This is a genomic window from Hymenobacter sp. BT730 (assembly GCF_030542105.1).
Lineage (GTDB): Bacteria > Bacteroidota > Bacteroidia > Cytophagales > Hymenobacteraceae > Hymenobacter.
On sequence record NZ_JAUOFB010000008.1, the window covers coordinates 35570 to 59153 of the forward strand.

General features: G+C 53.6%; 24 protein-coding genes and 1 pseudogene. 16 read left to right on the forward strand and 9 right to left on the reverse strand.

Annotated features, from left to right (window positions below; genetic code table 11):
- Positions 1-34: 34 nt before the first annotated feature.
- Complete coding sequence (locus Q4G72_RS16245) at positions 35-2650, reverse strand: MGH1-like glycoside hydrolase domain-containing protein (RefSeq protein ID WP_303312481.1); 2616 nt, start codon at positions 2648-2650, stop codon at positions 35-37.
- A gap of 206 nt (positions 2651-2856) precedes the next feature.
- Between Q4G72_RS16245 and Q4G72_RS16250 the strand changes: the two genes are divergently transcribed.
- Complete coding sequence (locus Q4G72_RS16250; protein WP_303312482.1) at positions 2857-3096, forward strand: aminoacyl-tRNA hydrolase; 240 nt, start codon at positions 2857-2859, stop codon at positions 3094-3096.
- A gap of 22 nt (positions 3097-3118) precedes the next feature.
- Here the strand turns inward: Q4G72_RS16250 and ygiD are convergent, their stop codons facing one another.
- A complete protein-coding gene (gene ygiD / locus Q4G72_RS16255; protein WP_303312483.1) occupies positions 3119-3952 on the reverse strand; it encodes a 4,5-DOPA-extradiol-dioxygenase in 834 nt (277 codons plus the stop codon).
- A gap of 238 nt (positions 3953-4190) precedes the next feature.
- On the opposite strand from ygiD, the gene Q4G72_RS16260 reads away from it, so the two are divergent.
- On the forward strand, positions 4191-4901 hold the full coding sequence (locus Q4G72_RS16260) for a hypothetical protein (RefSeq protein WP_303312484.1): 711 nt from the start codon (positions 4191-4193) through the stop codon (positions 4899-4901).
- A gap of 177 nt (positions 4902-5078) precedes the next feature.
- Here Q4G72_RS16260 and dnaB read toward each other — a convergent pair whose 3' ends face one another.
- Positions 5079-6695: a replicative DNA helicase gene (gene dnaB, locus Q4G72_RS16265; RefSeq protein WP_303312485.1), complete on the reverse strand. Its 1617-nt coding sequence runs from the start codon at positions 6693-6695 to the stop codon at positions 5079-5081.
- A 201-nt stretch (positions 6696-6896) separates the two neighbouring features.
- On the opposite strand from dnaB, the gene Q4G72_RS16270 reads away from it, so the two are divergent.
- Together Q4G72_RS16270 and Q4G72_RS16275 are read left to right on the forward strand one after the other, a co-directional pair.
- Positions 6897-8282, forward strand: a complete 1386-nt coding sequence (locus Q4G72_RS16270; protein ID WP_303312486.1) for a UDP-N-acetylmuramate--L-alanine ligase — start codon at positions 6897-6899, stop codon at positions 8280-8282.
- A gap of 9 nt (positions 8283-8291) precedes the next feature.
- Positions 8292-8990: an alpha/beta fold hydrolase gene (locus Q4G72_RS16275; protein WP_303312487.1), complete on the forward strand. Its 699-nt coding sequence runs from the start codon at positions 8292-8294 to the stop codon at positions 8988-8990.
- Between the two features lie 178 nt (positions 8991-9168).
- Here Q4G72_RS16275 and Q4G72_RS16280 read toward each other — a convergent pair whose 3' ends face one another.
- Both Q4G72_RS16280 and Q4G72_RS16285 read right to left on the reverse strand, forming a co-directional pair.
- Positions 9169-9732 carry a hypothetical protein gene (locus Q4G72_RS16280; RefSeq protein WP_303312488.1) on the reverse strand — a complete coding sequence of 188 codons (564 nt, stop codon included), beginning with the start codon at positions 9730-9732 and terminating at the stop codon, positions 9169-9171.
- Between the two features lie 21 nt (positions 9733-9753).
- Positions 9754-10548, reverse strand: coding sequence for a M48 family metallopeptidase (locus Q4G72_RS16285; RefSeq protein ID WP_303312489.1), 795 nt, complete (start codon positions 10546-10548; stop codon positions 9754-9756).
- 306 nt (positions 10549-10854) lie between these two features.
- Here Q4G72_RS16285 and Q4G72_RS16290 point away from each other — a divergent pair, with 306 nt between their 5' ends.
- The 8 genes from Q4G72_RS16290 to Q4G72_RS16325 all read left to right on the forward strand — a co-directional run bounded on the left by Q4G72_RS16290 (position 10855) and on the right by Q4G72_RS16325 (position 19011).
- Positions 10855-11469, forward strand: coding sequence for a fumarylacetoacetate hydrolase family protein (locus tag Q4G72_RS16290; RefSeq protein WP_303312490.1), 615 nt, complete (start codon positions 10855-10857; stop codon positions 11467-11469).
- A complete protein-coding gene (locus tag Q4G72_RS16295) occupies positions 11453-13450 on the forward strand; it encodes a M23 family metallopeptidase (protein ID WP_303312491.1) in 1998 nt (665 codons plus the stop codon). The genes Q4G72_RS16290 and Q4G72_RS16295 overlap by 17 nt, the downstream gene beginning before the upstream one ends.
- 126 nt (positions 13451-13576) lie before the next feature.
- Positions 13577-14131 carry a lipocalin family protein gene (locus tag Q4G72_RS16300; RefSeq protein WP_303312492.1) on the forward strand — a complete coding sequence of 185 codons (555 nt, stop codon included), beginning with the start codon at positions 13577-13579 and terminating at the stop codon, positions 14129-14131.
- Positions 14132-14140: 9 nt separating this feature from the next.
- Positions 14141-14587, forward strand: a complete 447-nt coding sequence (gene bcp, locus Q4G72_RS16305; protein WP_303312493.1) for a thioredoxin-dependent thiol peroxidase — start codon at positions 14141-14143, stop codon at positions 14585-14587.
- A gap of 182 nt (positions 14588-14769) precedes the next feature.
- Positions 14770-15657 (forward strand): transketolase, encoded by an 888-nt coding sequence (locus Q4G72_RS16310; RefSeq protein ID WP_303312494.1) that lies wholly within the window; start codon positions 14770-14772, stop codon positions 15655-15657.
- 130 nt (positions 15658-15787) lie between these two features.
- Entirely contained in the window at positions 15788-17200 is a 1413-nt protein-coding gene (locus Q4G72_RS16315; RefSeq protein ID WP_303312495.1) for a vWA domain-containing protein, read from the forward strand.
- Between the two features lie 164 nt (positions 17201-17364).
- Positions 17365-18321 (forward strand): transketolase family protein, encoded by a 957-nt coding sequence (locus tag Q4G72_RS16320; protein WP_303312496.1) that lies wholly within the window; start codon positions 17365-17367, stop codon positions 18319-18321.
- A gap of 231 nt (positions 18322-18552) precedes the next feature.
- Positions 18553-19011 (forward strand): ASCH domain-containing protein, encoded by a 459-nt coding sequence (locus tag Q4G72_RS16325; RefSeq protein ID WP_303312497.1) that lies wholly within the window; start codon positions 18553-18555, stop codon positions 19009-19011.
- Positions 19012-19215: 204 nt separating this feature from the next.
- On the opposite strand, the gene Q4G72_RS16330 is transcribed toward Q4G72_RS16325, so the two are convergent.
- Positions 19216-19497 (reverse strand): hypothetical protein, encoded by a 282-nt coding sequence (locus Q4G72_RS16330; RefSeq protein WP_303312498.1) that lies wholly within the window; start codon positions 19495-19497, stop codon positions 19216-19218.
- 181 nt (positions 19498-19678) lie between these two features.
- Here Q4G72_RS16330 and Q4G72_RS16335 point away from each other — a divergent pair, with 181 nt between their 5' ends.
- Complete coding sequence (locus Q4G72_RS16335; RefSeq protein ID WP_303312499.1) at positions 19679-20230, forward strand: hypothetical protein; 552 nt, start codon at positions 19679-19681, stop codon at positions 20228-20230.
- 183 nt (positions 20231-20413) lie between these two features.
- Here the strand turns inward: Q4G72_RS16335 and Q4G72_RS16340 are convergent, their stop codons facing one another.
- The 3 genes and pseudogenes from Q4G72_RS16340 to Q4G72_RS16355 all read right to left on the reverse strand — a co-directional run bounded on the left by Q4G72_RS16340 (position 20414) and on the right by Q4G72_RS16355 (position 21710).
- Positions 20414-20668, reverse strand: coding sequence for a hypothetical protein (locus tag Q4G72_RS16340; protein ID WP_303312500.1), 255 nt, complete (start codon positions 20666-20668; stop codon positions 20414-20416).
- Positions 20669-20702: 34 nt separating this feature from the next.
- Positions 20703-21049: pseudogene (locus Q4G72_RS17925) on the reverse strand (single-stranded DNA-binding protein).
- A gap of 10 nt (positions 21050-21059) precedes the next feature.
- The gene (locus Q4G72_RS16355; protein WP_303312503.1) at positions 21060-21710 is read right to left on the reverse strand and encodes a zinc ribbon domain-containing protein; all 651 of its coding nucleotides are present in this window, start codon (positions 21708-21710) and stop codon (positions 21060-21062) included.
- 235 nt (positions 21711-21945) lie between these two features.
- On the opposite strand from Q4G72_RS16355, the gene Q4G72_RS16360 reads away from it, so the two are divergent.
- Genes Q4G72_RS16360 through Q4G72_RS16370 form a run of 3 tightly spaced genes read left to right on the forward strand, consistent with a single transcriptional unit; the run spans position 21946 to position 23515 of the window.
- A complete protein-coding gene (locus tag Q4G72_RS16360; RefSeq protein ID WP_054412355.1) occupies positions 21946-22491 on the forward strand; it encodes an RNA polymerase sigma factor in 546 nt (181 codons plus the stop codon).
- A gap of 30 nt (positions 22492-22521) precedes the next feature.
- The gene (locus Q4G72_RS16365) at positions 22522-22995 is read left to right on the forward strand and encodes a hypothetical protein (protein ID WP_303312504.1); all 474 of its coding nucleotides are present in this window, start codon (positions 22522-22524) and stop codon (positions 22993-22995) included.
- A 4-nt stretch (positions 22996-22999) separates the two neighbouring features.
- Complete coding sequence (locus Q4G72_RS16370; RefSeq protein ID WP_303312505.1) at positions 23000-23515, forward strand: hypothetical protein; 516 nt, start codon at positions 23000-23002, stop codon at positions 23513-23515.
- Positions 23516-23584: the final 69 nt, after the last annotated feature.

Sequence of the window (23584 nt, forward strand, 5' to 3'; positions counted from 1 at the left end):
TAGAAAGAGAAGGAAATGGATTGCTTGGGCTTCTTTACGTCAGAAGCCGCACAATGAGCCCGGTCCAGCCGGTTTGGTGGCTGGCACCCATGCCGCGGCCGTTGTCGCCGTGGAAGTATTCGTGAAAGAGCAGGTGGTCCCGGAAGTGCGGGTCGGTTTGCTGCAGCTCCGCATTGCCAAATGCCGGCCGGCGACCCTGCTCATCTTTGAGCAGCAACCGGGTCAGGCGCTCGGACAAGGCATCGGCTACCTGCTTCAGGTTGTGCAGCTTACCCGAGCCAGTGGGAAATTCAATCTGAAAACTGTCGCCGTAGTAGAAATAATACCGCTGCAACGACTCTATAATCAAGTAGTTAATGGGAAACCAGATGGGGCCGCGCCAATTGCTATTGCCCCCAAACATGCTGGACTCGGCCTCGCCAGGCACATAGCTGACGGAGAAGTCGGCGTCAGGGGTGCTGAACACGTAGGGGTGCGTCAGGTGGTAGCGCGACATAGCCCGGATACCGTAATCAGAAAGAAACTCCTTCTCATCAAGCATGCGCGTGAGTAGTTTCCGCAGCCGGTCCTGCCGCAACAAGGAAAGCTTGTGCCGGGCCCCTTTGCCGGGCTCCTCCCACCTTGAAACCAGCTTGGCCAGATAAGGCCGGTTCTCAATCAGCCAGCGGGCCCGGGCCGTAAACTCCGGTAAAGAGTCCAGCAGGTCCTGCTCAATTACCTCAATTGCAAAAAGCGGTATAAGCCCCACAATGGAGCGCACCTTCAGCTTGGTGCGTGAGTCATCGGGGGTGTGCAGCACATCATAGTAAAACTGGTCCTCCTCGTCCCAGAGGTTAAAGGCCCCGTCGCCGCCCCGGGTCATGGCATCGGCTATGTAGAGGAAGTGCTCGAAGAACTTGCCGGCCATTTCCTGGTATACCGGGTTGGTTTTGGCCAGCTCCAGGGCTATACGCACCATATTCATGGCAAACATGGCCATCCAGCTGGTGCCGTCAGACTGCTCTATTTTGCCTCCCGTGGGCAAAGGGGCACTCCGGTCGAACACCCCAATGTTATCCAGGCCCAGGAAGCCTCCCTCAAAGATGTTTCGTTCGCTTTTGTCCTTTCGGTTTACCCACCAGGTAAAGTTGAGCGCCAGCTTGTGGAATACGGCCTCCAGAAACTGCGTGTCGGCGCGGCCGTGGTGCAGCTTCTTGTCCATCTGATACACGCGCCAGGTGGCCCAGGCGTGCACAGGTGGGTTCACGTCGTTCAGGTTCCACTCATAGGCCGGGAGCTGGCCGCTGGGGTGCATGTAACCATCTTTGGTAAGCAGGCGGAGCTGGGTTTTGGCAAACTCCGTATCCACCATGGCCAGCGGAATGCAATGGAAGGCTAAATCCCAGGCGGCATACCAGGGATACTCCCACTTATCGGGCATGGAAATAATGTCGGCGTTGTAAAGGTGCCGCCATTTCCGGTTGCGCCCCAGGCGCCGGCCCGGGTCGGCGGGGTCCATGGCCGGGTCGCCATCCAGCCACTGCGATACATCATAGTAGTAATACTGCTTGCTCCAGAGCATGCCGGCAAAGGCCTGCCGCTGAATGTTGCGCGCATCGGGGTTGGTTAGCGCTTCCTGTATGCAGTCGTAAAACTCGTTGGCTTCCTGTTTGCGGGTGGCAAACTGCCTATCAAAATTCGCGAAGGGCGCATCCCACTCGGCTTTGCTCAGGCGCAGGCGCACTACGCGCTGCTGGCCGGGCGCCAGGGTAAGGTTGTATTGCGCGGCGGCTTTGGTCCCAATTTGCTCCGGGTTGATGGCGCTTTTGTCGCCCTGCACTACATAGTCGTTGATGCCGTCTTTAAAGTAGCGGCCTTCCCGGGGCAGGCCGTAGCGGCGCACTCCGTTGGTTTCGTTGTCGCAGAAAAGCAGCTGAGGCTTCTGGTCACAGTAAAAATGGAAGCGTCCCAGCCTTTTATGATGGATACTGACACTGCCGTTCTTTGTGGCGTGCATTTCCGGTCGGTAGTCATCATAGCCCCAGCTCCAGGTATTCCGAAACCATAGCTGCGGCAGCACCTGCAGGCGGGCCCGCCGGGGGCCGCGGTTGTGCACCGTCACCTGAATCAGGATATCATCGGGTCCGGCTTTGGCATACTCCAGGAAGACGTCAAAATACCGCCCGGCATCAAAAATACCGGTATCCAGCAGCTCATACTCTTCCTCCTGCCGCGAGCGGCGGGCATTTTCGTCCAGTAGCTTCTGATAAGGAAAGGCGCGCTGCGGATACTTATACAGCATTTTCATGTAGGAGTGCGTGGGCGTGCTGTCCAGATAATAGTAGCACTCCTTCACATCCTCGCCATGGTTGCCTTGGCCGTTGGTGAGGCCAAACAAACGTTCCTTCAGCTGATTATCGTTGCCATTCCAAAGGGCCACCGAGAAGCAAAGCAGCTGCTCATCATCGGAAATGCCGCCAATGCCTTCCTCACCCCAGCGGTAAGCGGTGCTGCGGGCCATATCGTGCGGCAGATAGTCCCAGGCATTACCATCGTGGCTGTAGTCTTCGCGCACGGTGCCCCATTGGCGCTCCGTGAGATAAGGGCCAAACTTTTTCCAATGGGCAGCATGTGCGTTCTTCTCTGCTAAGCGTAGTTGTTCCTGCGTCATAGTATCGGGTTACGCTAAGCAGCAAAGTACGAGCCGGAGCGGTAGGTCGTTCAATTAGCAGGCAGAAGTTTCTAGAGGTCTAATAAAAATAGCCTCTATCGTCCTTATTCAATGCTATTTACTCTCTACTTAATTAAATTTCATCAACCTGGAACTAACCAAGACGTATTTGGCTTTTGCAGCCGAACAGATAGAAAAATAGCTATATGATTAACGTGCAGTTGAAGGACGCAGGGTTTTATGAAATAGCCTGGCCTGAGCTGGCCCACGAAGCCGGAGTTACTTACGTACGGCCGGGTTCCCGGGAATGCGTGCGCGTGTTTGTGCCCGCCAACTCCTCAGAGGTAGAAGTATACGCCGGCAACCTGAAAGAAGGTAAGCTGGTATTCCGTGGCCCCGCCGAAACGGCCGCCACTCTACGCTGGTTGGCGCATAACCGCAACTAGCCACCCTTTTATAGATCAGCCGCTACCCCACTACAAAGGTGCGCATGCTCATGCCACCGTAGCTTACTTCCTCGTAGACATGCCGAATGTCGTCGTCCTGCTCGGCCAGGGCCAGGCTGTAGAGCATAGGAATGTAGTGGTCAGGCGTGGGTACGGCCAGTATGCCGCTGGCGCCTGCCTGCTGATAATGGGCCAGGGCGTGCAGGTCGCGCTGGTCAATCTTGGCTTTGGCCCATTCATCAAACTCCCCGGCCCAGGCATAGGGCGTGGCATCATCGGCCATGAATTTGGGCATGCTCTGGCGCAGGTTGTGCACAATGTTGCCGCTGCCAATAATGAGTACGCCCCGGCGGCGCAGAAACTGCAGCTGCCTGGAAAGCTCCGCGTGAAACGTGAGGGGCTGATAATAGTCGATGCTGAGCTGGAACACCGGAATATCGGCCTCCGGAAACAGGTGGTGCAGAATGGTCCAGGAACCGTGGTCGAGGCCCCACTCCTCTGATGGGTGCGCATCGGGCAGGGCGGCCAGCACTTCCTTGGCTACATCGGGCGCACCGGGCGCCGGGTACTGCATGTCAAACAACTCCTGCGGGAAGCCTCCAAAGTCGTGGATGGTTTCCGGCCGCTCATTCGTCGTGACAAACGAGCCGCGCGTGAGCCAGTGCGCCGATACCACCAGAATGGCGCGCGGTGGCTGCAGGTTGCGCACCTCCTTTCCCAGCTGATGCAGCATTTGCGTGAAGGTGTTATCCGCCAGCGCATTCATTGGAGAGCCGTGCCCCACGAAGAGCACCGGCATTTTGGCCGTTTGCTGGAAGGAAGAGGCTGTTTTATGGAGGTCTTGTAGGGAGTTCATCAGAAAGTTGCTGGGCTAGTCGAATTAGCTATTAGGGCATTTAAAGTTATATAACAAACTTTGGCCCTGTTGGGATTTCGCTTCTTAGCTATGAGATACGAGCATTTGCGGCTATACTACCATTGGAAGTTATATTGCCAACATTGTATTGAGGGCAAAGGGCCAATTGCCGATTTTTGTTCACTATTGTGAATGACTGCAATCCAGATGCTAGCGGCAAGCTTTTAATATACTTGACATGACTAACTGTTATAAAATAAAAAGTCCGGAAGAATTAACTGATTACTTAAAAAATCAGGGTAGAGACGCCTTTAACGATTGGGACTATCAACTACAAACAAATTATGGCTTTGTACATGAGTTAGCAAATGGAGAAGTCATTTTCTTTGAAAACCGTTATGAGCATCCGGCGATTCTATTCACTAACAAGAAATGCTTTGACGATATTATAAACCTAGACAAATTTCCCATTGAAAATCCTGAACAAAACATGTTTGATAATGAAGGTGACAAAATAAAAGCCTTTCATCTTCAAGCAGACTACTACAGAAATCATTTAAACAAAGTTTTAAAATTTAATTTTCCTGAAATAACAAAAGAAGCTGCGCAAGAATACCTCAAGAAGGTAATTGGCAGGAAAATTAAAAACCTAACAACTGGCAAAGATATTGTAGCTTTAATCTCTGTTATAGGAGAACTAGTCAAAGCAGAGACAGGCGGAAAGTGGTTTTTAGTAAAAAGATATGGTAGCTATAATCCTACATATGAACCGAACATCTTGACTTCGGCAGGAAATATCTATTTAATGAGCAGTAGAATAATCGGTAAAATCAAGTGGAGGACTTCAAGAATTGAAGACATTTTTATTGAACTTCATTCTACCTTGACGGAGCCGATTAAATGGGTAGATTACTCTAAAAGCAGGAATAACCTAATAGTACTAGAATAATCTGTCCCTAATAAAAAGTTCGGTATTATTGGGGAATAACGCTGTTGGCTTCGGCGGCAGTTCGTTATCAGAGCTTCAGTTGTAGGCTGGCCTTTCTGGGATATTCCCTGTTCGCTGACATCATTTGCATAAAAAAATCCCGCTGTTTCCAGCGGGATTTTTTTATTAAACTCATTCCTAAAACGGCGGGTCTTCATTCCCGAAATTGCTCTTCGGGAACGGCACCGGGCCTGGGCCGCCATCATTGATTTTGCTACCCAGCCGAATGGTATTGGGCGTGAAGCTGGGTTCGTCGTCGAAGTTGCTGCTGGGGAAAGCGCCGGTGTTGTAGCTGGCGCCATCCAGCCCGAAGCCGCCTGCCCCGTCGAGGTCGGCGAACTTGGTGAACTTTCCGATGAACTTGAGCTGCACGGTTTCCAGGGAGCCATTCCGGTGCTTGGCAATAATTACCTCGCCGGTGCCCTGGGTGGGGTTACCCATCTCGTCCTCCGTAATCTTATAGTACTCGGGGCGGTACAGGAAGATAACCATGTCGGCGTCCTGCTCGATGGAACCGGATTCACGAAGGTCACTCAGCTGCGGCTTCTTGTCGCCGCCGCGGGTTTCCACGGAACGGGAAAGCTGCGACAAAGCCAGCACGGGTACGTTTAGCTCTTTGGCAATACCTTTCAGGGCCCGGGAAATAGAGGCAATTTCCTGTTCGCGGTTGCCCATGGCCTTGCCATCCGTGTTGCCACTCATCAACTGCAGATAGTCAATGATGATCATCTGGATGTCGTGGTGGGCTTTGAGGCGGCGGCACTTGGTGCGAAGCTCCCGGATGCTGAGGCCCGGCGTATCATCAATAAAGATGGGCGCCGAGGACAGGGCCGAAATCTTGTGGTTCAGCTGGGCCCACTCGTAGTCGGCCAGGTTGCCTTTCTTGATTTTCTCCGAATCCAGCTCTGCTTCCGCCGAAATCAGACGATTCACAAGCTGCAGCGAGGACATTTCCAGCGAGAAAATGGCCACCGGCTTCTTAAACTCCACGGCCGCGTTGCGCATGGCCGAAACCACGAATGCCGTTTTACCCATACCAGGGCGGGCAGCAATAATGACTAAGTCAGAAGGCTGCCAACCAGAGGTTACCCGGTCCAGAGCCGTGAAGCCGCTGGGCACGCCGGTGAGCCCGTCTTTCTGGTTTTTCTTTTCTTCCAGTTCCTTGATGGCCTTGCCCATCAGGCTGCGCATGTCGTCGAAGTTCTTCCGAATGTTCGACTCCGATACTTCAAACAGGGCCTGCTCGGTGCTATCCAGCAGGTTAAACACGTCGGTAGTATCCTCGAAGGCGTCGCGCTGAATGGTGCTGGCAATGCCGATCAGCTCGCGCTTAATGGCATTTTCCGTGATGATACGGGCGTGGTACTCAATGTTGGCCGCCGAGTTGACCTTGAACGTCAGATTGGCCACATAGTGGGCGCCCCCGGCTGCCTCCAGCTCGCCCATCTCGCGCAGCTCGTGCGTGACGGTGAGAATATCAATCGGCTCCGATTTATCGAACAGATTGAGGATGGCCTTGAAAATGCGCTGGTGCCCTTCCTTATAGAAACTCTGGGTTTTCAGAATATCAATAACGGTAGTCAGGGCATCTTTTTCCAGCATAAGAGCCCCCAGCACAGCGGCTTCCAGCTCCAGGGCCTGGGGCGGTAACTTACCTGAAGGTCCACCCACGGGGAGCTGGGCCGGACGCGAGTTCCAGGCTGCTTTGGCGCGGGAAGCAGATATTTTCAGGCGGTCATCCATTTGGTCATTCATCGTCGTACTCAGCAAATCTAACCCAAAGGGGGGTACAAAGCTACTAGCTGAACAGTAGAAATTACGGGGCGAAAGAATAGTTTCTTTTTGGTACTTTGTCCGAAGCATGCCCTGCATGGAGGCCATTTTCGGGCCATACAATGGTAGTTGTGCTTACCTTTGCCCCGGCTTTTTGCCGATTGTTTCGCAATTCCTTTCTGCATGGCTACAACGCCCGCTTCGCTTCAGCGTCTTCACCTTATTGCCGTAGGCGGCAGCATTATGCACAACCTGGCCCTGGCTCTGCACCGCCGCGGCGCCCAGGTAACCGGCTCCGACGACGAAATTTTTGAACCTGCTAAAAGCCGCCTGGCCGCCGCCGGCCTACTGCCGGCCCAGGAAGGCTGGTTTCCGGAAAAGATAACCGCCGACCTGGATGCCGTGATTGTGGGCATGCACGCCCGCGCCGACAACCCGGAATTGCTGCGGGCCCAGGAGCTGGGCCTGCGGGTGTATTCCTTCCCGGAGTTTATCTACGAAGCCTCCCGCGACAAGCAGCGCATCGTCATTGGCGGCTCGCACGGCAAAACCAGCATCACCTCCCTTATTCTGCACGTGCTGCGCTACCACAACCGCAAGTTCGATTACGCGGTGGGCGCGCAGCTGGAAGGCTTTGATCTGATGGTGCAGCTAACGGAAGATGCGCCTATTATCATTATTGAAGGCGACGAGTACCTGTCCTCCCCCATCGACCGGCGCCCGAAATTCCACCTGTACCAGCACCACATTGGCGTAATTTCCGGCATCAGCTGGGACCACATCAACGTGTTTCCTACCGAGGAATTCTACCGCGAGCAGTTCAAGATTTTCGCGGATATGACGCCCAAGGCCGGCACGCTCATCTATGACCGCGACGATGAGCAGGTACAGTTAGTAACGGTGCCTTCTAACCCGGATGTGACGTACATCGGGTACGGCCCGCACGAACATGTTATCCGCAAGGGCAAGACCTTCCTCATCACCAAAAAAGACGAGGAAGTGCCGATACAGGTATTTGGCGAGCACAACCTACGCAACATCTCGGCCGCTAAGGAAGTGTGCAAGCAGCTGGGTATCAAAGGCAAAGACTTTTACGAGGCGCTGGCCACGTTTAAAGGCGCTGCCCGCCGCCTGGAGCTGGTGCGCGAAGGCGCTGACTCTGTAGTATATAAGGACTTTGCCCACGCACCCAGCAAGCTGAAAGCCACTGCCGGGGCCTTTAAAAAGCAGTACCCCAAGCGCAAGCTGGTGGCCTGCCTGGAGCTGCACACGTTCAGCTCCCTCAACCCCGCTTTCCTGCCCCAGTACGCCCACACCTTCGATACGCCGGATGTGGCCGTAGTGTACTTTAACCCCCACGTGCTGGAGCACAAGCGCCTGCCCGCCCTGCCCCCGGAAGCCGTACAAGCCGCCTTCAAGCGCCCCGATCTGCGCGTGTTTACCGACAGCAAGCAGCTGGCTGAGTTCCTGCACGAGCAGGACTGGCAGAACGCCAATCTGCTCATGATGTCCTCCGGCACGTTTGATGGTCTGGATCTGGTAAATCTGGCCACAGAGGTAACTAAATAGGCAAGGCATATGAAACCACACCTGCTCCTGCTGCATGGCGCCCTCGGCTCGGAAGTTCAACTAAAACAGCTTGCCCGGGAGCTGGGGGCATTTTTTCGGGTGCATACCTTTTCCTTTTGCGGGCACGGAGGGCGGCCATTGGTGCCGGCCGATTTTACCATGCCCCATTTTGCGCAGGAAGTGCTGCATTTTATTCAGGACCGGGATTTAGCAGCTGTGCATGTATTTGGCTACAGCATGGGTGGCTATGCGGCCCTGGTAGCAGCGCTTTCAGCAGGCGGCCGCATTAAATCAGTTACCACGCTAGGCACTAAATTCAACTGGGCACCTGATACGGTTGCTACGGAGGCGCGTCTGTTGAATGCAGAAGCCATGCGGGAGAAAGTGCCACAGTTTGCTGCTCAACTGGAACAGTTGCACGCTCCTACTCTACTACCGGAACTGCTAAATGCTACGGCGGCCATGATGCAGGAACTAGGCAATGCGCCGCTGCTGACGCCGGAAAAGCTGGCTTCTCTCACTATTCCGGTGCAGATCCTGGTGGGCGAACTGGACAAAACGGCCGGAGTAGATGTCTCCGAAAAGTATGCTGCCTATATACCCCACGGTACGTTTGAAGTAATTATGAACACGCTGCACCCGCTGGAACGGGTAAACCCGGATTTGCTGGCGAGCCGCATTATTCGTTTCAGTGAGGAGCAGAATTAGCTTCAACCATCCATAAAGCAAAACGCCCGCAATAGTAGCGGGCGTTTTGCTTTATGGATGAGGCGGTGGTGGTGGCACTACCGGGTTCGGCCTTCTGCGGTCCGTAGTAACCAGCAAGGCTAGGGCCGTGAGGGTAAGACGTAAAAGCCACTTGCTGCTCATCAGTCCGGTGTAAAGGTTATTTAAAGAACGTGTTGTTGTCTTTAATAGTCAGGTCACAGCTGCTGCCGCCGGTGTTTTCCTCGCAGGTGGTGCCTACAATCTTGTTGCCTTCGAAGTTGAAAAAGCAAAAGGTGCAGCCCACTCCCTCAATAATATACCGTTCGGCGTTAGAGCTCAGATACAGGCTGTTATCGGTGGAGTATTGCAGGGGAATAGCCATACCACGGAACATGCCATCTTTCAGCCCCAAGCCTACCAGGTAATACACCGGCTTATCCTTGGGCTTTTCCTGCACCTTTCGGATAGTGACTTTATCTACCGTGGTACCATCGTTGAACTGATGGATAAAGCTGCGGGTCAGTTGATCTTTGGGAATCGAGTACACGATTTTTCCCTCCGATATTTCGGCTACCAACTTACTCACCGCCTCCAGTTGCCGCTGCTCTACCTTGGTAGGATCATTGGCCGGGGAACTGATTTCGGGCATTTGCTGGCGGCGGGTGGTTTCGCAGCTGCTTAGGCCGGCCAGCAACCCCGCAGCAAATAATAAATGGAAACCGGAAAGTCGGGAAAAGCGCATGGACAGAGTTAGCAGAAGAAATTAGCGGGGTTTGTAATACTTAAGTGCCTCTGGCAGCTCCCGCTGAATATCGGCAATACGTGTGCCGCTGGAGGGGTGAGTAGATAAGAATTCGGGTGGTGAAGCCTGGTTGTCGCGGGCTTCCATGCGCTGCCAGAAAGCAATTGCCCCCTTGGGGTCGTAACCGGCAATGGCCATAAAGATAAGCCCCAGGTGGTCAGCTTCCGATTCCTGGTTGCGGCCATATTTGAGCAGGCCTACGGTACTGCCTACGCCAAACGCCTGCAGGGCCAGCTGCTGCGTAGCCTGGGTGTTATTGGCCAGTGCTACGGAAAGCGCCTGCCCACCCAACTGCTGCACCAGGCCTTGGCTCATCCGCTCGTTGCCATGCTTGGCTACGGCGTGGGCAATTTCGTGCGCCATCACCACGGCCAGGCCATTTTCGTCCTGCGTAATGGGCAGAATACCCGTGTACACGGCTACTTTGCCGCCGGGCATACACCAGGCGTTTTCCTGCTTATCTTCAATCAGGTTAAACTCCCACTGATAGCCGGCCAGTTGGTCTGAGGCGTTCTGCTGGCGAAAATAGGAATCCACAGCCTGCTGAATACGCTGGCCTACGCGGCGCACCATAGCCGTTTGCTGTGCGTTACTGGAAAGGCGGCTTTTGCCGATGACTTCCCGATACTGCTGCTCACCTAAGGAAAGCATTTCGCCATCAGATACCAGGCTAAGCTGCCGGCGTCCGGTAATTGGAACGGTGGAGCAGGCGGCAGCTACGGTAAGGCAGCAGGCCAGCACAATTTTTTTTAACATGAGTACAGATCTTTAGGAACAGGAGATAAAAGAGACGCACTGCAGCAGATGCAGCAGTTTTCGGGCCACAGTATATTTCCCTGTAGCGCTTTCTATACGCAGAGTAGGCGGCAAAATGTTTGCTCCGGCCTTGGGCAACGCAGCAACAGGCGCGCACGTAAGGCCGGATTTTGGTTTTTCGGGCCGGGAATTAGCGTTAATTTTGGCAAATCCCCAGGCGCCTGCCTGTATACCGAACAGCCTGTTTTGCTCGTTTGGGGTCTTGTTTACCGGCCTTCGGGCCCTGCTCCTGTTCTCACTTCCCTCATGAAGATACTCTGCATTGGCCGCAACTACGCCGAACATATTGCCGAACTGCACAACGAAGTACCCGACGAGCCCGTCATTTTCCTGAAACCTGATACCGCGCTGCTACAGCGCAACATGCCGTTTTTCTACCCCGATTTCTCGCAGGACATACACCACGAAATTGAACTGGTGCTACGCGTGAGCAAAAACGGCAAGAACATCGACCCTAAATTTGCCCACACGTATTTCGATGCCATCGGCCTGGGCATTGATTTCACTGCCCGCGACCTACAGAGCAAAGCCAAAAGTAAAGGCCTGCCCTGGGACCTGGCCAAAGGCTTCGATGGCTCCGCTCCCCTTTCGCCTACTTTCAAGCCGGTGGCCGAGTTTGCGGATCTGAACAACATCAACTTCCGGCTGGAAGTGAATGGCGAGGTGCGGCAGCGCGGCAACTCCGGCCTGATGCTGCACAATTTCGACAACATCATTAGTTACATCTCCCGATTCATCACCCTGAAAATGGGCGACTTAATATTTACGGGCACGCCCAGTGGCGTAGGCCCGGTACAGGTAGGCGACCAGTTAGTTGGATTTATAGAGGAGGAGCGCGTACTGGATGTGGCTGTTAAATAACCTCCGTCAACTTTCCGGTGGTGCGCTGGCTTTGCTGCTCTCTACCGCTGTTCTGGTACCTGCCGCCTGCGGCAACAAAGAACCGGAAAAGGTTTCCCGCAAAGCGCCCACAGCGTCCAAGGATAATGCTGGCCGCGTGAAGGTGGAACCGGGCTATTTCCTGTTTCCTATTAAGCCCGGCAAGCCGAACTACTTGGCCGGCAGCATGGGCGAGTTGCGCCCCAACCACTTCCACGGCGGCCTCGATATTAAAACCGATGGGCGCACCGACCTGCCCGTCTACGCCTCGGCCGATGGCTATATTTCCCGCCTCAAGCAGTCGGCTTTTGGCTACGGTAATGTGCTCTACATTACCCACCCCAACGGGCTGACAACGGTATACGGGCACTTGAACCGCTTTATTGGGCCGGTAGCGGATACGCTGCGCGCCCGCCAATACCAGAAACAAACCTATGAACTAGAGCTATTCTTCACGAAGGATCAGTTTCCGGTGAAGCGTGGCGATATAGTGGCCTTGTCTGGCAATACCGGCGGCTCGGGTGGCCCGCACCTGCACTGGGAAGTGCGCGATGCGCAAGACAATCAGCTAAACCCCCTGCAATGGGGTGGTTTCCCCGAAATCCAGGACCATGTGGCGCCTTCATTGCAGGCATTTGCCCTGGAGCCGCTCAGTATTGATGCCCGCGTGCAGGGCCGGTTTGACAAAGCAGTATTTGTCCCGAATCCATTACCTGGCCCGGGCGTGGCTACAATCTGGAAAGACACCATTGCGGCGTACGGCACTGTAGGCATCCTCCTGCAAGCTTTTGACCGCTACGACAATGCCTGGAATAAAAACGGGCTGCAGCGGGTGGAAGTACGGGTAAACGGACAGCCGCTATACACCCACGAGGTAGACGGTGTGCCGTTTCCGGAAGGCTCCCGCGAAATCAACCAGCACGTAGACTACGAGTGGCAGAAAACACACGGCCGCACCCTGGAAAAGCTGTTTGTGGATGATGGCAACAGCCTGAAAATGTATACCACCGGTCCCAGCAAAGGACTGTTGCAGGTGCAGCCTGGCAAGCTGTATTCCGTGGAAATCCGCATGAGCGACTCTTACGGCAATACCACGCCCCTGAGCTTTGTTATCCGGGGCCAGCAGCCTATGTATTTCAAAACCCGTAGCGCGGCCGTAAAGAAGCCGGCACTGCGTTATGAAATTACCCGCAACATCCTGAAAGTAGTGGCCGCTGACCCCGATACGGCGCGGCAGGGCGGGAACCTTATGCTCTACCGTGGCAACCGCCAACTGGAGCTACGCCCCAGCTACACGGCCCAAAGTGAAAACGTGTACCTCTACGATCTGCGCGCCGGCCGGCCGGACTCTATGCGCTTTGGCCCGGTTACGCGCCGCTTCGATCGGCAGGCCCTGATTCCCTCGGGGCAGGAGTTTGCCTTTACCACCAGCAATATGCAGCTGGAGTTCAAGCCTCAGACTCTCTTTGACACCCTATACCTGCAAACCAGCTACAAAGAAGGACTCTGGACGGTGCAGAATCCCCGGCAGCCGCTTTATCAGCCCTTGCGCGTAACCCTGCGCCCGGAACAGCCCATTACCGACAAAGAGCGCTCAGCAGTATACATGATTAATGCCCGCGGCGGCCGTCTTTACCAGGGCGGCAAATGGGTAGATGACGCCATTTCGGTGCCGGTGAAAACGTACGGCTCGTTCCGTATCCTGACCGATACGCTGCCCCCCACAGCCCGCTTGGTGCGCAAGTCCCCCCAGGGTCTGACTTTTATAGTCGGCGACAATCTTTCCGGGCTATCCAGCTACAAGCTGTACATCAACGGGCAGTGGCGCCTGCTGAAATATGAGTACAAAAACGCCACGCTCTTTACGGATCCCCAGGACCATACCGTACCGTTGCGCGGGCCAGGTGAGCTGCACATTACTGACCAGGCAGGCAATCAGCGCGTTATCAAATTCACTATTTAACCGCCGTAGCGCCGTTATTTAAAAAACCAGGCAAGGGCCGGCCAGCGGAGTTTTTCCGACTGTGCCGGCCCTTTTCGCGTAGTTATTAAGCAGGCTTTTATTTTACTTCTGATAAGCAACATTGCTATGAAAACTCGTCGTCCTATACTATTTGCGGCAGCGGCTACTGTGGTAGGCGCTGCCGCTATGTTGTATTCGCGTGCCCGCCAGACATCGCTACCGGTGGTACCCCACGTAGATTTGAAACGCTACGTCGGGCTTTGGTACGAAATAGCCCGATTGCCAACCCGCTTTGAAAAGGACTGTGTGGCCGTTACGGCTGAATATAATCTGCAACCCGATGGCACCCTGAGCGTGCGTAACTCCTGCCACCGCAACAAGCTGCACAGCCCGGCAGAAACGGCCACCGGCACGGCACGAGTAGCAGACCGCCGCACCAATGCTAAGCTAAAAGTGAGCTTCTTCTGGCCTTTCGCGGGAGACTATTGGATTCTGGACCTGGAAGGCGACTATCAATATGCGTTAGTTGGGGAGCCCAAAAGGGAGAACTTATGGATATTGTCCCGGCATTCACACCTGGAGCGCAGTATTCGGGATAAACTGGTGGCAAAGGCACGCAGGCTGGGTTTTCCGGTAGAAAAGCTGATTTTTACGCCTCAGCCTGATTCTGAAAAATCCTAACCCTTCCTTATGGATCTGCAACCCGGCTCTCCGGCCCCCGACTTCGAAGCAATTGACCAAAACGGCATTCTGCACCGCCTGGCAGACTACCAAGGCCGCAAGGTGGCCCTATATTTTTACCCTAAAGACGATACCAGCGGCTGCACGGCCCAGGCCTGCAACCTGCGCGACAACCAAGCAGCCCTCACCAGCGCCGGCATTCAGGTGCTGGGGGTAAGCATTGACAGCGAGAAGTCGCACCAAAAGTTTGCTACCAAGTACGACCTGCCCTTTCCCCTGCTGGTTGATGAAGACAAGAAAATAGTGCAGGATTACGGCGTTTGGCAGGAAAAATCGATGTATGGACGCAAGTACATGGGCACCATGCGCTATACCTTTCTCATTGATGAAAATGGGCTAATCGAGAAGGTCATCACCAAAGTAGACACCAAAAACCACGCGGCGCAGCTGCTGTAGGCCCGCTGCTACTAACATCTCCCCTGCCAACTGCTCCCAGTAGCTGGCAGGGGATTTTTATACCCTGCCAGCTGCACAAACCAAGAAACCGGATGAAATCGACGGTCAAAGTCCCGAAGGATTTCCGCCTCCGGCGAAGCTTGTTACCTTTGCCCGAGCAACCACCTTCTCCTTCTGTACCCATGTCGCAGGATACTTCCCTCGCCTCCCAGGCTACCGCCAACCCGAAAACCATTGCTGAGCTGCAACAAATTGCCTCTCAGGTGCGGCGCGACATCGTGCGCATGGTGCACGCCGTGAACTCCGGTCACCCTGGCGGCTCCCTCGGCTGCACCGATTTGCTGGTAGCCCTCTATTTCCGGGTGATGAAGCATGACCCCAGCTTCTCGATGAACGGCGTAGGCGAAGACCTGTTTTTCCTGTCGAACGGCCACATTTCGCCGGTATTTTACTCGGTGCTGGCCCGCTCGGGTTACTTCCCGGTGAGCGAGTTGGCTACTTTCCGCAAGCTGAATTCCCGCTTGCAGGGCCACCCCGCTACGCACGAGCACTTGCCCGGCATCCGGGTAGCGTCGGGCTCCCTCGGCCAGGGTCTCAGTGTAGCTATCGGCGCGGCACAGGCTAAAAAGCTGAACGGCGACGACCGCACCGTCTTTGTGCTGATGGGCGACGGCGAGTTGGAGGAAGGCCAGGTATGGGAGGCAGCCATGTATGCCCCCCACCACAAAGTGGACAACCTCATTGCCTTTGTAGACCGCAACGGCCAGCAGATTGACGGCCCCACCGAGAAAATTGCTGGCCTCGGCGACCTGCGCGCCAAGTTTGAAGCTTTTAACTGGCTGGTGCTGGAAACCGATGGTAACGACTTCGAGAAGCTGGTAGCTTCCATTGAAGAAGCGCAATCCTTGCTGGGCCAGGGTAAACCCGTGATGGTGCTGATGGATACCCAAATGGGCTTTGGCGTCGATTTCATGATGGGCTCGCACAAATGGCACGGCGTAGCGCCCAATAACGAGCAGTTGGAAATTGCTCTGCAGCAGCTCATCGTAGAGCACGCCAGCGACTACTAAGCCACTTTCCGGTAATTCAAATACTGCGGCGGAAAACTTTCCGTTCTCCTTCAGCAGCTAGTATATTACTGAACCGAGGTAACCGGCCCGCCTCCCTGAGGCGGGCCACTCGGGGGCTTGGGCTTGTTCTATGCGCTATCCACCGGTTTTCCTGCGCTACTTCCTGGTTTTAGGCGCGCTGCTGCTTTTTAGTGGCCGCTTGTGCCATGCCCAGAACCAGCCTTCCGTAAAGGCTCGTACTACCCGCATTCTGTTTTTGCTGGATGCCTCGGGCTCAATGCTGGCGCCGTGGGAAGGCGAGCCGCGTATGGATGTTGCCAAGCGCCTGCTGGCAAAAATGGCCGATTCTCTAAACGCCTACCCCAATCTGGAGCTGGGCCTGCGGGTGTATGGCCACCTGCACGATAAATCGGAGAACAACTGCGAGGACTCACGCCTGGAAGTGCCCTTCGCGGCCAAGAATGCCCGCGCCATTAAGGATAAGCTCAAGCAGATAACCCCACAAGGGAATACGCCTATCACCTACTCCCTGATGCAGTCGGCCGGCGACTTTCCAACGGACAAGAATAGCCGGAACGTACTGATTCTGATTACCGACGGGCTGGAGTCTTGCAAGGGCGACCCGTGTGCTACTTCAATTGCCCTGCAGCGCAAGCGGGTATTTCTGAAGCCATTTGTGATTGGCATTGGCGCAGAGCACGACTTTGGTAAGCAGCTGGAATGTCTGGGCCAGTACTATAATGCCGCTGACGTTAAGACGTTTCGCACGATTCTGAACGACGTTATTGCGCAAACGCTGGCTAAGACCACCGTGGCCATAAACCTGACCGACGCCGACGGCCGCCCGGTAGAAACCAATGTGAACCTGACGTTCATTAACAACATAACGGGGGCCATAGAATACAACTATGTGCACTACCGCGACGATAAGGGCAAGCCCGATGCCCTGGACATCGACCCGTTGCAGAGTTATGACCTGGTGATAAATACGGTACCGGCCCTGCGCGCTAACAACCTCCAGATTAAACCAGCGAAAGCCAATGTGCTGTCGTTTAAATCACCTCGGGGCACGTTGTGGCTGCAGTCGCCGCAGCTCACACCCAACCCCTATGGGACTATGCAGGCCGTTATCCGGCAAGCCGGTGAGCCGGGTACGCTCGTGGCCCGCACTTTTGGCAACCGGCAAAAACTCCTGACCGGCAAATACGAGGTTGAAATTCTGACGCTGCCGCGCATTACGCGCCAGGTTACCATCCGGCAGGGTCAGGAAACCGTGGTAACCTACGATGCGCCCGGCACCCTGAACATCATTACCGATCTGAAAGGCTACGGCAGCATTTACCGCCTAAATCAGGACGACTCGCAGACATGGATTTACAACTTGCCGGAAGGTGGCAGCAGCAAAATGAACGTGCCGCTGCAACCGGGAAACTACCGGCTGGTCTTCCGCTCTAAAAACGCCACCGGCAGTAAGTTTTCGGATGCCCGCACTTTCACGATTAAATCGGGGCAGACGACGTCGGTTAGCTTGTTTGGGAAATGATGAAAGCTGATTGTCAAAATATCCGTCATGCTGAGCTTGTCGAAGCATCTCGCGAGCTGATGTTGCAAGTGATAATACCACACTAGCGAGATGCTTCGACAAGCTCAGCATGACATACGAGAATAAAAAATAAGTCCCAAGACCCTAAGTACTTACACCCCACGATGAAAGACTTCCCCTACACCGAATCGAAAGACACGCGCTCCGGCTTTGGGGCGGGCCTGCACGAGCTGGGCAAAACCAACCCTAACGTAGTGGCCCTCTGCGCCGACCTCATCGGCTCCCTGAAAATGGATGCCTTTGTAAAAGACTTCCCCGAGCGGTTTTTCCAGGTGGGCATTGCCGAAGCCAACATGATGGGTCTGGCCGCCGGCCTAACCATTGGTGGTAAAATCCCCTTCACGGGCACCTTCGCCAACTTCAGCACCGGCCGCGTGTACGACCAGATCCGGCAGAGCATTGCTTACTCCGGCAAAAACGTGAAGATCTGTGCTTCGCACGCCGGCCTCACGCTGGGCGAAGACGGCGCCACCCACCAGATTCTGGAAGATGTGGGCATGATGAAAATGCTGCCCCACATGTGCGTCATCAACCCCTGCGACTACAACCAGACCAAAGCCGCCACCCTGGCCATTGCCGAGTACGAAGGCCCGGTGTACCTGCGCTTCGGCCGCCCGGTAGTGCCCAACTTCACCCCCGCTGACCAGGAGTTTGAAATTGGCAAAGGCGTGCTGCTGAACGAAGGTACCGACGTGAGCATCTTTGCCACCGGCCACCTGGTATGGAAGGCCATTCTGGCCGGCAAGCTGCTGGCCGAGAAAGGCATCAACGCCGAAATCATCAACATCCACACTATCAAGCCGCTGGATGCGCAGATGGTTCTGGAATCAGCCCGCAAAACGCGTTGCGTGGTAACAGCCGAAGAACACCAGATGAACGGCGGCCTTGGCGACTCCATTGCCCAGCTGCTGGCGCGGGAAGAGCCGCTGCCCCTGGAAATGGTAGCCGTGAATGACTCCTTCGGCGAATCGGGCACGCCCGATCAGCTAATGGAGAAATATGGCTTGAATGAAGCCGCTATTGTGGCGGCGGTGGAGAAAGTAAGGGCGCGGCGTAAGTAAGATTTAGTTGCGTAGCAAAAAGCCCCAACAGTCCAATGACTATTGGGGCTTTTTTAATATGTAACGAACGGGTATTTATGCAGTGGTGGCATTCTGCGTTCCGTCAGCATTGGTTAATGATATAAGCCAATTTAAAAACAAAAGCCGGGAATATGCACGTCAGCCACCATTGCATGCATACCGTGTTATAGGCCGTAATTTTCCTTTAATAAGGATCCCTCAGTTCTAGGAATGGAAATTGTAATATCTCTCCCAATGGCAGAAAAGCAAAGAATATACAAGGCTTTAATTATGAACGATTATCCAGGCGCACCATATGCGGATTGGATAAAGAACGGAGAAAAAACTATAGAAACCAGGTTCAGAAATTTTAATTATCGTGGTGATATTGTTATCTGCTGCGGAAAAACAAACTCAGTTGGCAAAAATGCCGGCAAAGCCTTATGCATTGTTGAATTATGGAAAATAAGACCCATGAAAAAAGGAGATGAGAAAGCTGCCGGAGTAAAATTTAACCCGAAACTCAATTGTTTCTTACTCAAAAACTGGAGACATTTTAGCCGTGACTTTGAGTTCTCACCACAAAGGATTTCAGGAGCATGGCAAAGTCTTTTTGATATATCTATACCAAACGATGTTGAGATTATTTCAAAACCCAACATAAAGGCCTTTCCAGAAAATGAGCAGTAACCTGCAATAGTTTATAGTGGCAAAAGCCCACCTGCAAATCTGAAACAAATCATGGCCACTAACGTAGCGAGGCTTTGTGCAGGTTGGATATTTGAAAACCCGACGCTTCACTTAACCACTGCTGTTGATTATTGTTTTATCGTTTAAATATACTTCCATCCGCCCAACTTGCACACAAGCCTTTGTTAGGCGCAGTTAAGTTAGTTACCAACCGATTTCTTTATCTGATGCAAGATGACCGTATTCAATGAATGGCAAATCAGAAATATCAGTATAATCTTCTTGGGCAAATTTTACTAACCCTGATTTTGCAAACGTGTTTATATGATTTCTCTGTATATATTCCTTACTTAATTTATCGCCCCATTCCTTCGCGTCCTCCGCACAGTTTGCCTCAATGACAATACAAGCACCCCATTCATAGTCTTCTTCGTCAGGCAGCAAGTTGTTGTCAATAAACCAAACTGTATATAGCCATTTTTCCATCGTCTGCAACTTGGGTTGATTGTATTGCGCCTAACGTGAAGGGCTTGGCGAAGAAGCGGCAATAGAATTATCACTATTGAATACAAAGGCACAGTTGACCGACCATTCATAGCCCAATTTCGCACTTCAGCCGCTTTTTTGCCAAACCCATGTTGGTTGCACGTGCATTTCAACAGTACTTTTGAAAGCAAATACAAATCAAATGTCAGAAACCTGGAAAGATATCGTAAAAGACTGGGAAAAGGTGCCGATCGAAGCCTACAAGTTTTTATTCAGTCAAGCTAAGGACCGATACGATGAATTTATGTCAGTGTCAGAGTCAATTTCCAATAAAGCTGTTACGTTAGCTACAATAATGGTAGCAGTGATATCAGGCTTTGCGAGCTACAAATTTACCGGAAATTCGAATCACGGCTTTCTAATAATTCTCATCTTTTTATTTTTAGGAGATGTGTTTTGCCTCGGGCTGTTATTATTCCCCAAAAACATTCTGCAGATAGGTTCACCTCCTAATGAAATGTTTATCGATTATTTAGACAACACTGAATTAGTTGACGATGAGAAAACGAAACTTATTTACTACAACGAGCTAAAACGTTATCAAGAAAAGATGAATTCGATGGAAAAGGTGAATAGATATCGACACTGGTTGTATGGCATAGCTCTTTGTCTCACAATCCTCGCTACTATTATTACTGGAGGTCTTATCTTAAGCACTGTTTACCACCCTTAGAGGGTGTTGTCGGGATACTTGGCTTGTAGTCCCGGTCGCTTTAGCAAAATGTCTCATTTATTCCTTTTGCATTAAAAGTAGCTTGCTCTTGCATTGCAACCAACATCTGTGTTTACGAAAGTGTCCCGGCCTCGGAGTTTCGGGAACCGGCGTTCTGTACGAAACCAACTTTCGGAAAGCAGGCTATTTTAGCCTGCTTTCCGAAAGTTGGTTTCGTACAGAACGCCGGCGTATCAAGGGGTGACCTAACGGGGCGCAGGCTGTTTGTAATTGCGCCACGGCCTCTGGGGTGGCAGGTAGCACATAGCCGCGCATGGGTGCGCTGCAGCGTATGCCGGCTGTGAGGAGCGCCGTTCGTATCACCACATCGGAATACGGAAAAAACACCTGAAAATCGGTGCTGGAGTCGCACAGGCGCAGCGTAACGGCAGCTTTCATAGCAGAGCAGCAAGGAGAACCAATATAAGTCTCCTCACCCGGTTTCGCCGGTTTTTTTGTCGAGCATCAATATTTGCTCGCCTACTATTTCGGTTACATAATGGCGCACGCCGGCGGCTTCATCGTAGTGCCGGTTTTTTAGCTTGCCCTCTACATACACCAGGCTGCCCTTACGTAGGTAGACCTGGGCCAGCTCGGCCAGCCCACGCCAGAGTACTACGGTGTGCCAGTCGGTGCTGGTATGCACCTGGCCCGTTTTGTGTGGAAGCTTTCGGAGGTGGCCAGCGAGAATTTGGCTACTGGCATGTTTCCCTCCAGTACCTGCACTTCGGGGTCTTTGCCGAGGTTGCCGATCAGCGTTACTTTGTTAAGGCCACGCATACGTCAGGAGCTAATTTTTAGCGCCACACTCCGCGCAAAACTTCTGCTCGGGTTTCATGGGAGAGCCGCAGTCGGTGCAGAACCGGTCTTTTTGTTGGGCTACCACATTGGGCGTGCCGCATTCGGGGCAGAATTTCTGTCCGGGGTTTAGCTTGGCGCTGCAGCTTTTGCATTGCACGATGCCACCGCGGTTCAGGAAATCCAACTCTTTGGTGTAGTCCTGGGCGCGGGTTTTTTCACGAATCTGCTCGCTGGTGGCCTGGGCCTGCTGCGAGGCCAGTTCTTCGTGCTCATCGGGGGCGCAGTCTTCGCAGAGGCCGGCCTTGTGGTTCCAGCACACATCGGGGCACACCCAGTGGCCGCAGCGGGTGCATTGCTTGAAATACACCTTGCCTTCCTGCACGGCTTTTTCCAGCGCCGCATCGTGGGCCTTGCCGCCAATAGCGCGCTGCACATGGTAGGCCGCGTTACCAGCATCGTAGAAGCTACCGCCGAACAGGCTGCCCGCTGCCCGCATCAGCTCCCCGGCAATACCTACGCTGTTAGGCTGAAAGCGCGACATGTGGCCGTTGCGGCATTTGTCACAGTAAAACTTAAACTGAAAACCTTTGTCCGTAGAAAGGTCATCGTGGTTAGCTACAAATTGTATCAGATTGCTCATAGCGCAGAAAGTAGGGTTCGGGGTAAAAATAGTGGGAAGATTCGTGCTCCTATAAATTAATATTTATCTATTTGAATTTTCCGGGTAATTACCCTTCGTCCGCATCACTGTTTAAAGAGCAATACCATCTTTATGTGAGCCCATTCGTCCTACTAAATCAGAAAGAAAGGGCTGGTTTTTAAACCTAGGCTACCTTTCTGCCTCTAAACCGCCGTCACCCCTCTTCGCACCCTGTTTGGAAGACCAGGAAATACTCCTCAAGTTTCAGGACCCGGCCGCCCGCAACGTGGCCTTCAATCAGCTGGTGCGCAAGTACCAGACGAAGGTGTATTGGCACGTGCGCAAAATGGTGATTGACCACGAGGACGCCGACGACCTGACGCAGGATGTATTTATTAAAGTGTGGAAGCACCTGGAAAACTTCCGTCAGGATGCCTCGCTTTACACCTGGATTTACCGCATTGCCACCAATGAGTGCCTGAACTTCCTGAGTAGCAAGCGGCGCAAGTTCTTTCTGCCACTGAATGACGTGGGGGCCGAGCTAGCTGCCAAAGTAGAAGCCGACCCCGCTATTGCCGGCGACGAAATAGAGCTGAAGCTGCAAAAAGCCATTCTGCAGCTGCCGGATAAGCAGCGCCTGGTGTTCAACCTGCGCTACTACGATGAAATGCCCTATGAGCAAATGGCGGAAGTAACAGGCACCAGCGTAGGCGCGCTGAAAGCCTCCTACCACCATGCCGCTAAGAAAATAGAACAGTACATCAATACCCACTCCGATTAAACCTCAAGGCCCTCATGGCTTCTAACTGATATGAAAACCCCATTTCGTCTGGACGACCACCCCCGCCGGACTTCACCCTTAGCTCCGCCCCCGGATGGCTACTTTGAGCGGCTCCCACGCCAGGTGATGGAGCGCGTACAGCCGGTACCGGCTGCGGAGGGGGCTCTGCCCGGTTGGCTGCTGGCCTTTTCCCGGCCCATGCGTACTGCTTTGGCTTCGGTCGTACTGCTGGGCGGTTTTGCCACCTCATTTTTTCTAAGCCAACAAATAGTTTCTCCGCAGCAACCGGTAGCGGATAGTTCTGCCGCTTTGGCTCTGGCTAATGTGCCGCGCACAGAAATGGTGCAGTACCTGCTGGCCAGCGACCAGCGCGTAACCCTGCCGGACCTGGCCGAGCTCCCCGGCACCGCCGACCAAACTGTAACGGACAGTTTCCTGCAGGCCTCTTCGGCCGAAGTGCAGGATATCCTGGACGAGCAACCCACCGATGACCTTTATTTGTAAGCTGATGTCCTTTTCTCTCCCCTCCCTATTGCCGACAAAAAAGCTGGGCCTGGCAGTATTCCTGCTCCTGGCCGGCCTGTTGCTGCACACCTCCGCCTGGGCGCAGAAGCTTGACCGCCAGGAACGCCTCTCCCGCCTGGAAAACGCCAAAATTGCGTTCCTCACCGATAAGCTCACGCTCACCCAGGACCAGGCCCAACGCTTCTGGCCCCTTTATAATGAGTTTACCGATAAGCGCCGCGACCTGAACCGCCGCCAGCGACAGCTACGCACCAGCGACCCGGAAGGCCTCACAGACCAGCAAATCAAAGAAAACCTGACCCAGGCTTTTGCCATGCGTCAGCAGGAAGTGAATCTGGAAAAGGAGTACTTCGATAAGTTTCAGAAAGTGCTTTCTATCCGGCAGGTGGGGCGTCTGTATCTGGCTGAGCGGGAATTCACCCGTGAAGTACTACACCGCCTGGATGAGCGGCGCGGTGGCCCTCGTTCCGGCGACGTGGCAGCTCCCTCTCCCCGCTAGAGAAGACTTTACCTAAGAGCCAATATGCTTTAAGCACCTGGCTGTCATTTTATAAAAAAGGCTGCCCAA

Coding starts and splice junctions, on each gene's coding strand:
- Q4G72_RS16370 (WP_303312505.1), top strand. CDS start 23,000: ATGTCCTTTTCTCTCCCCTCCCTATTGCCGACAAAAAAGCTGGGCCTG.
- Q4G72_RS16325 (WP_303312497.1), top strand. CDS start 18,553: ATGGAAATTGTAATATCTCTCCCAATGGCAGAAAAGCAAAGAATATAC.
- Q4G72_RS16365 (WP_303312504.1), top strand. CDS start 22,522: ATGAAAACCCCATTTCGTCTGGACGACCACCCCCGCCGGACTTCACCC.
- Q4G72_RS16315 (WP_303312495.1), top strand. CDS start 15,788: ATGCGCTATCCACCGGTTTTCCTGCGCTACTTCCTGGTTTTAGGCGCG.
- Q4G72_RS16280 (WP_303312488.1), bottom strand. CDS start 9,732: ATGCGCTTTTCCCGACTTTCCGGTTTCCATTTATTATTTGCTGCGGGG.
- Q4G72_RS16320 (WP_303312496.1), top strand. CDS start 17,365: ATGAAAGACTTCCCCTACACCGAATCGAAAGACACGCGCTCCGGCTTT.
- Q4G72_RS16285 (WP_303312489.1), bottom strand. CDS start 10,548: ATGTTAAAAAAAATTGTGCTGGCCTGCTGCCTTACCGTAGCTGCCGCC.
- Q4G72_RS16330 (WP_303312498.1), bottom strand. CDS start 19,497: ATGGAAAAATGGCTATATACAGTTTGGTTTATTGACAACAACTTGCTG.
- Q4G72_RS16295 (WP_303312491.1), top strand. CDS start 11,453: ATGTGGCTGTTAAATAACCTCCGTCAACTTTCCGGTGGTGCGCTGGCT.
- Q4G72_RS16355 (WP_303312503.1), bottom strand. CDS start 21,710: ATGAGCAATCTGATACAATTTGTAGCTAACCACGATGACCTTTCTACG.
- Q4G72_RS16250 (WP_303312482.1), top strand. CDS start 2,857: ATGATTAACGTGCAGTTGAAGGACGCAGGGTTTTATGAAATAGCCTGG.
- Q4G72_RS16275 (WP_303312487.1), top strand. CDS start 8,292: ATGAAACCACACCTGCTCCTGCTGCATGGCGCCCTCGGCTCGGAAGTT.
- ygiD (WP_303312483.1), bottom strand. CDS start 3,952: ATGAACTCCCTACAAGACCTCCATAAAACAGCCTCTTCCTTCCAGCAA.
- Q4G72_RS16245 (WP_303312481.1), bottom strand. CDS start 2,650: ATGACGCAGGAACAACTACGCTTAGCAGAGAAGAACGCACATGCTGCC.
- Q4G72_RS16310 (WP_303312494.1), top strand. CDS start 14,770: ATGTCGCAGGATACTTCCCTCGCCTCCCAGGCTACCGCCAACCCGAAA.
- Q4G72_RS16260 (WP_303312484.1), top strand. CDS start 4,191: ATGACTAACTGTTATAAAATAAAAAGTCCGGAAGAATTAACTGATTAC.
- bcp (WP_303312493.1), top strand. CDS start 14,141: ATGGATCTGCAACCCGGCTCTCCGGCCCCCGACTTCGAAGCAATTGAC.
- Q4G72_RS16340 (WP_303312500.1), bottom strand. CDS start 20,668: ATGAAAGCTGCCGTTACGCTGCGCCTGTGCGACTCCAGCACCGATTTT.
- dnaB (WP_303312485.1), bottom strand. CDS start 6,695: ATGAATGACCAAATGGATGACCGCCTGAAAATATCTGCTTCCCGCGCC.
- Q4G72_RS16300 (WP_303312492.1), top strand. CDS start 13,577: ATGAAAACTCGTCGTCCTATACTATTTGCGGCAGCGGCTACTGTGGTA.
- Q4G72_RS16270 (WP_303312486.1), top strand. CDS start 6,897: ATGGCTACAACGCCCGCTTCGCTTCAGCGTCTTCACCTTATTGCCGTA.
- Q4G72_RS16290 (WP_303312490.1), top strand. CDS start 10,855: ATGAAGATACTCTGCATTGGCCGCAACTACGCCGAACATATTGCCGAA.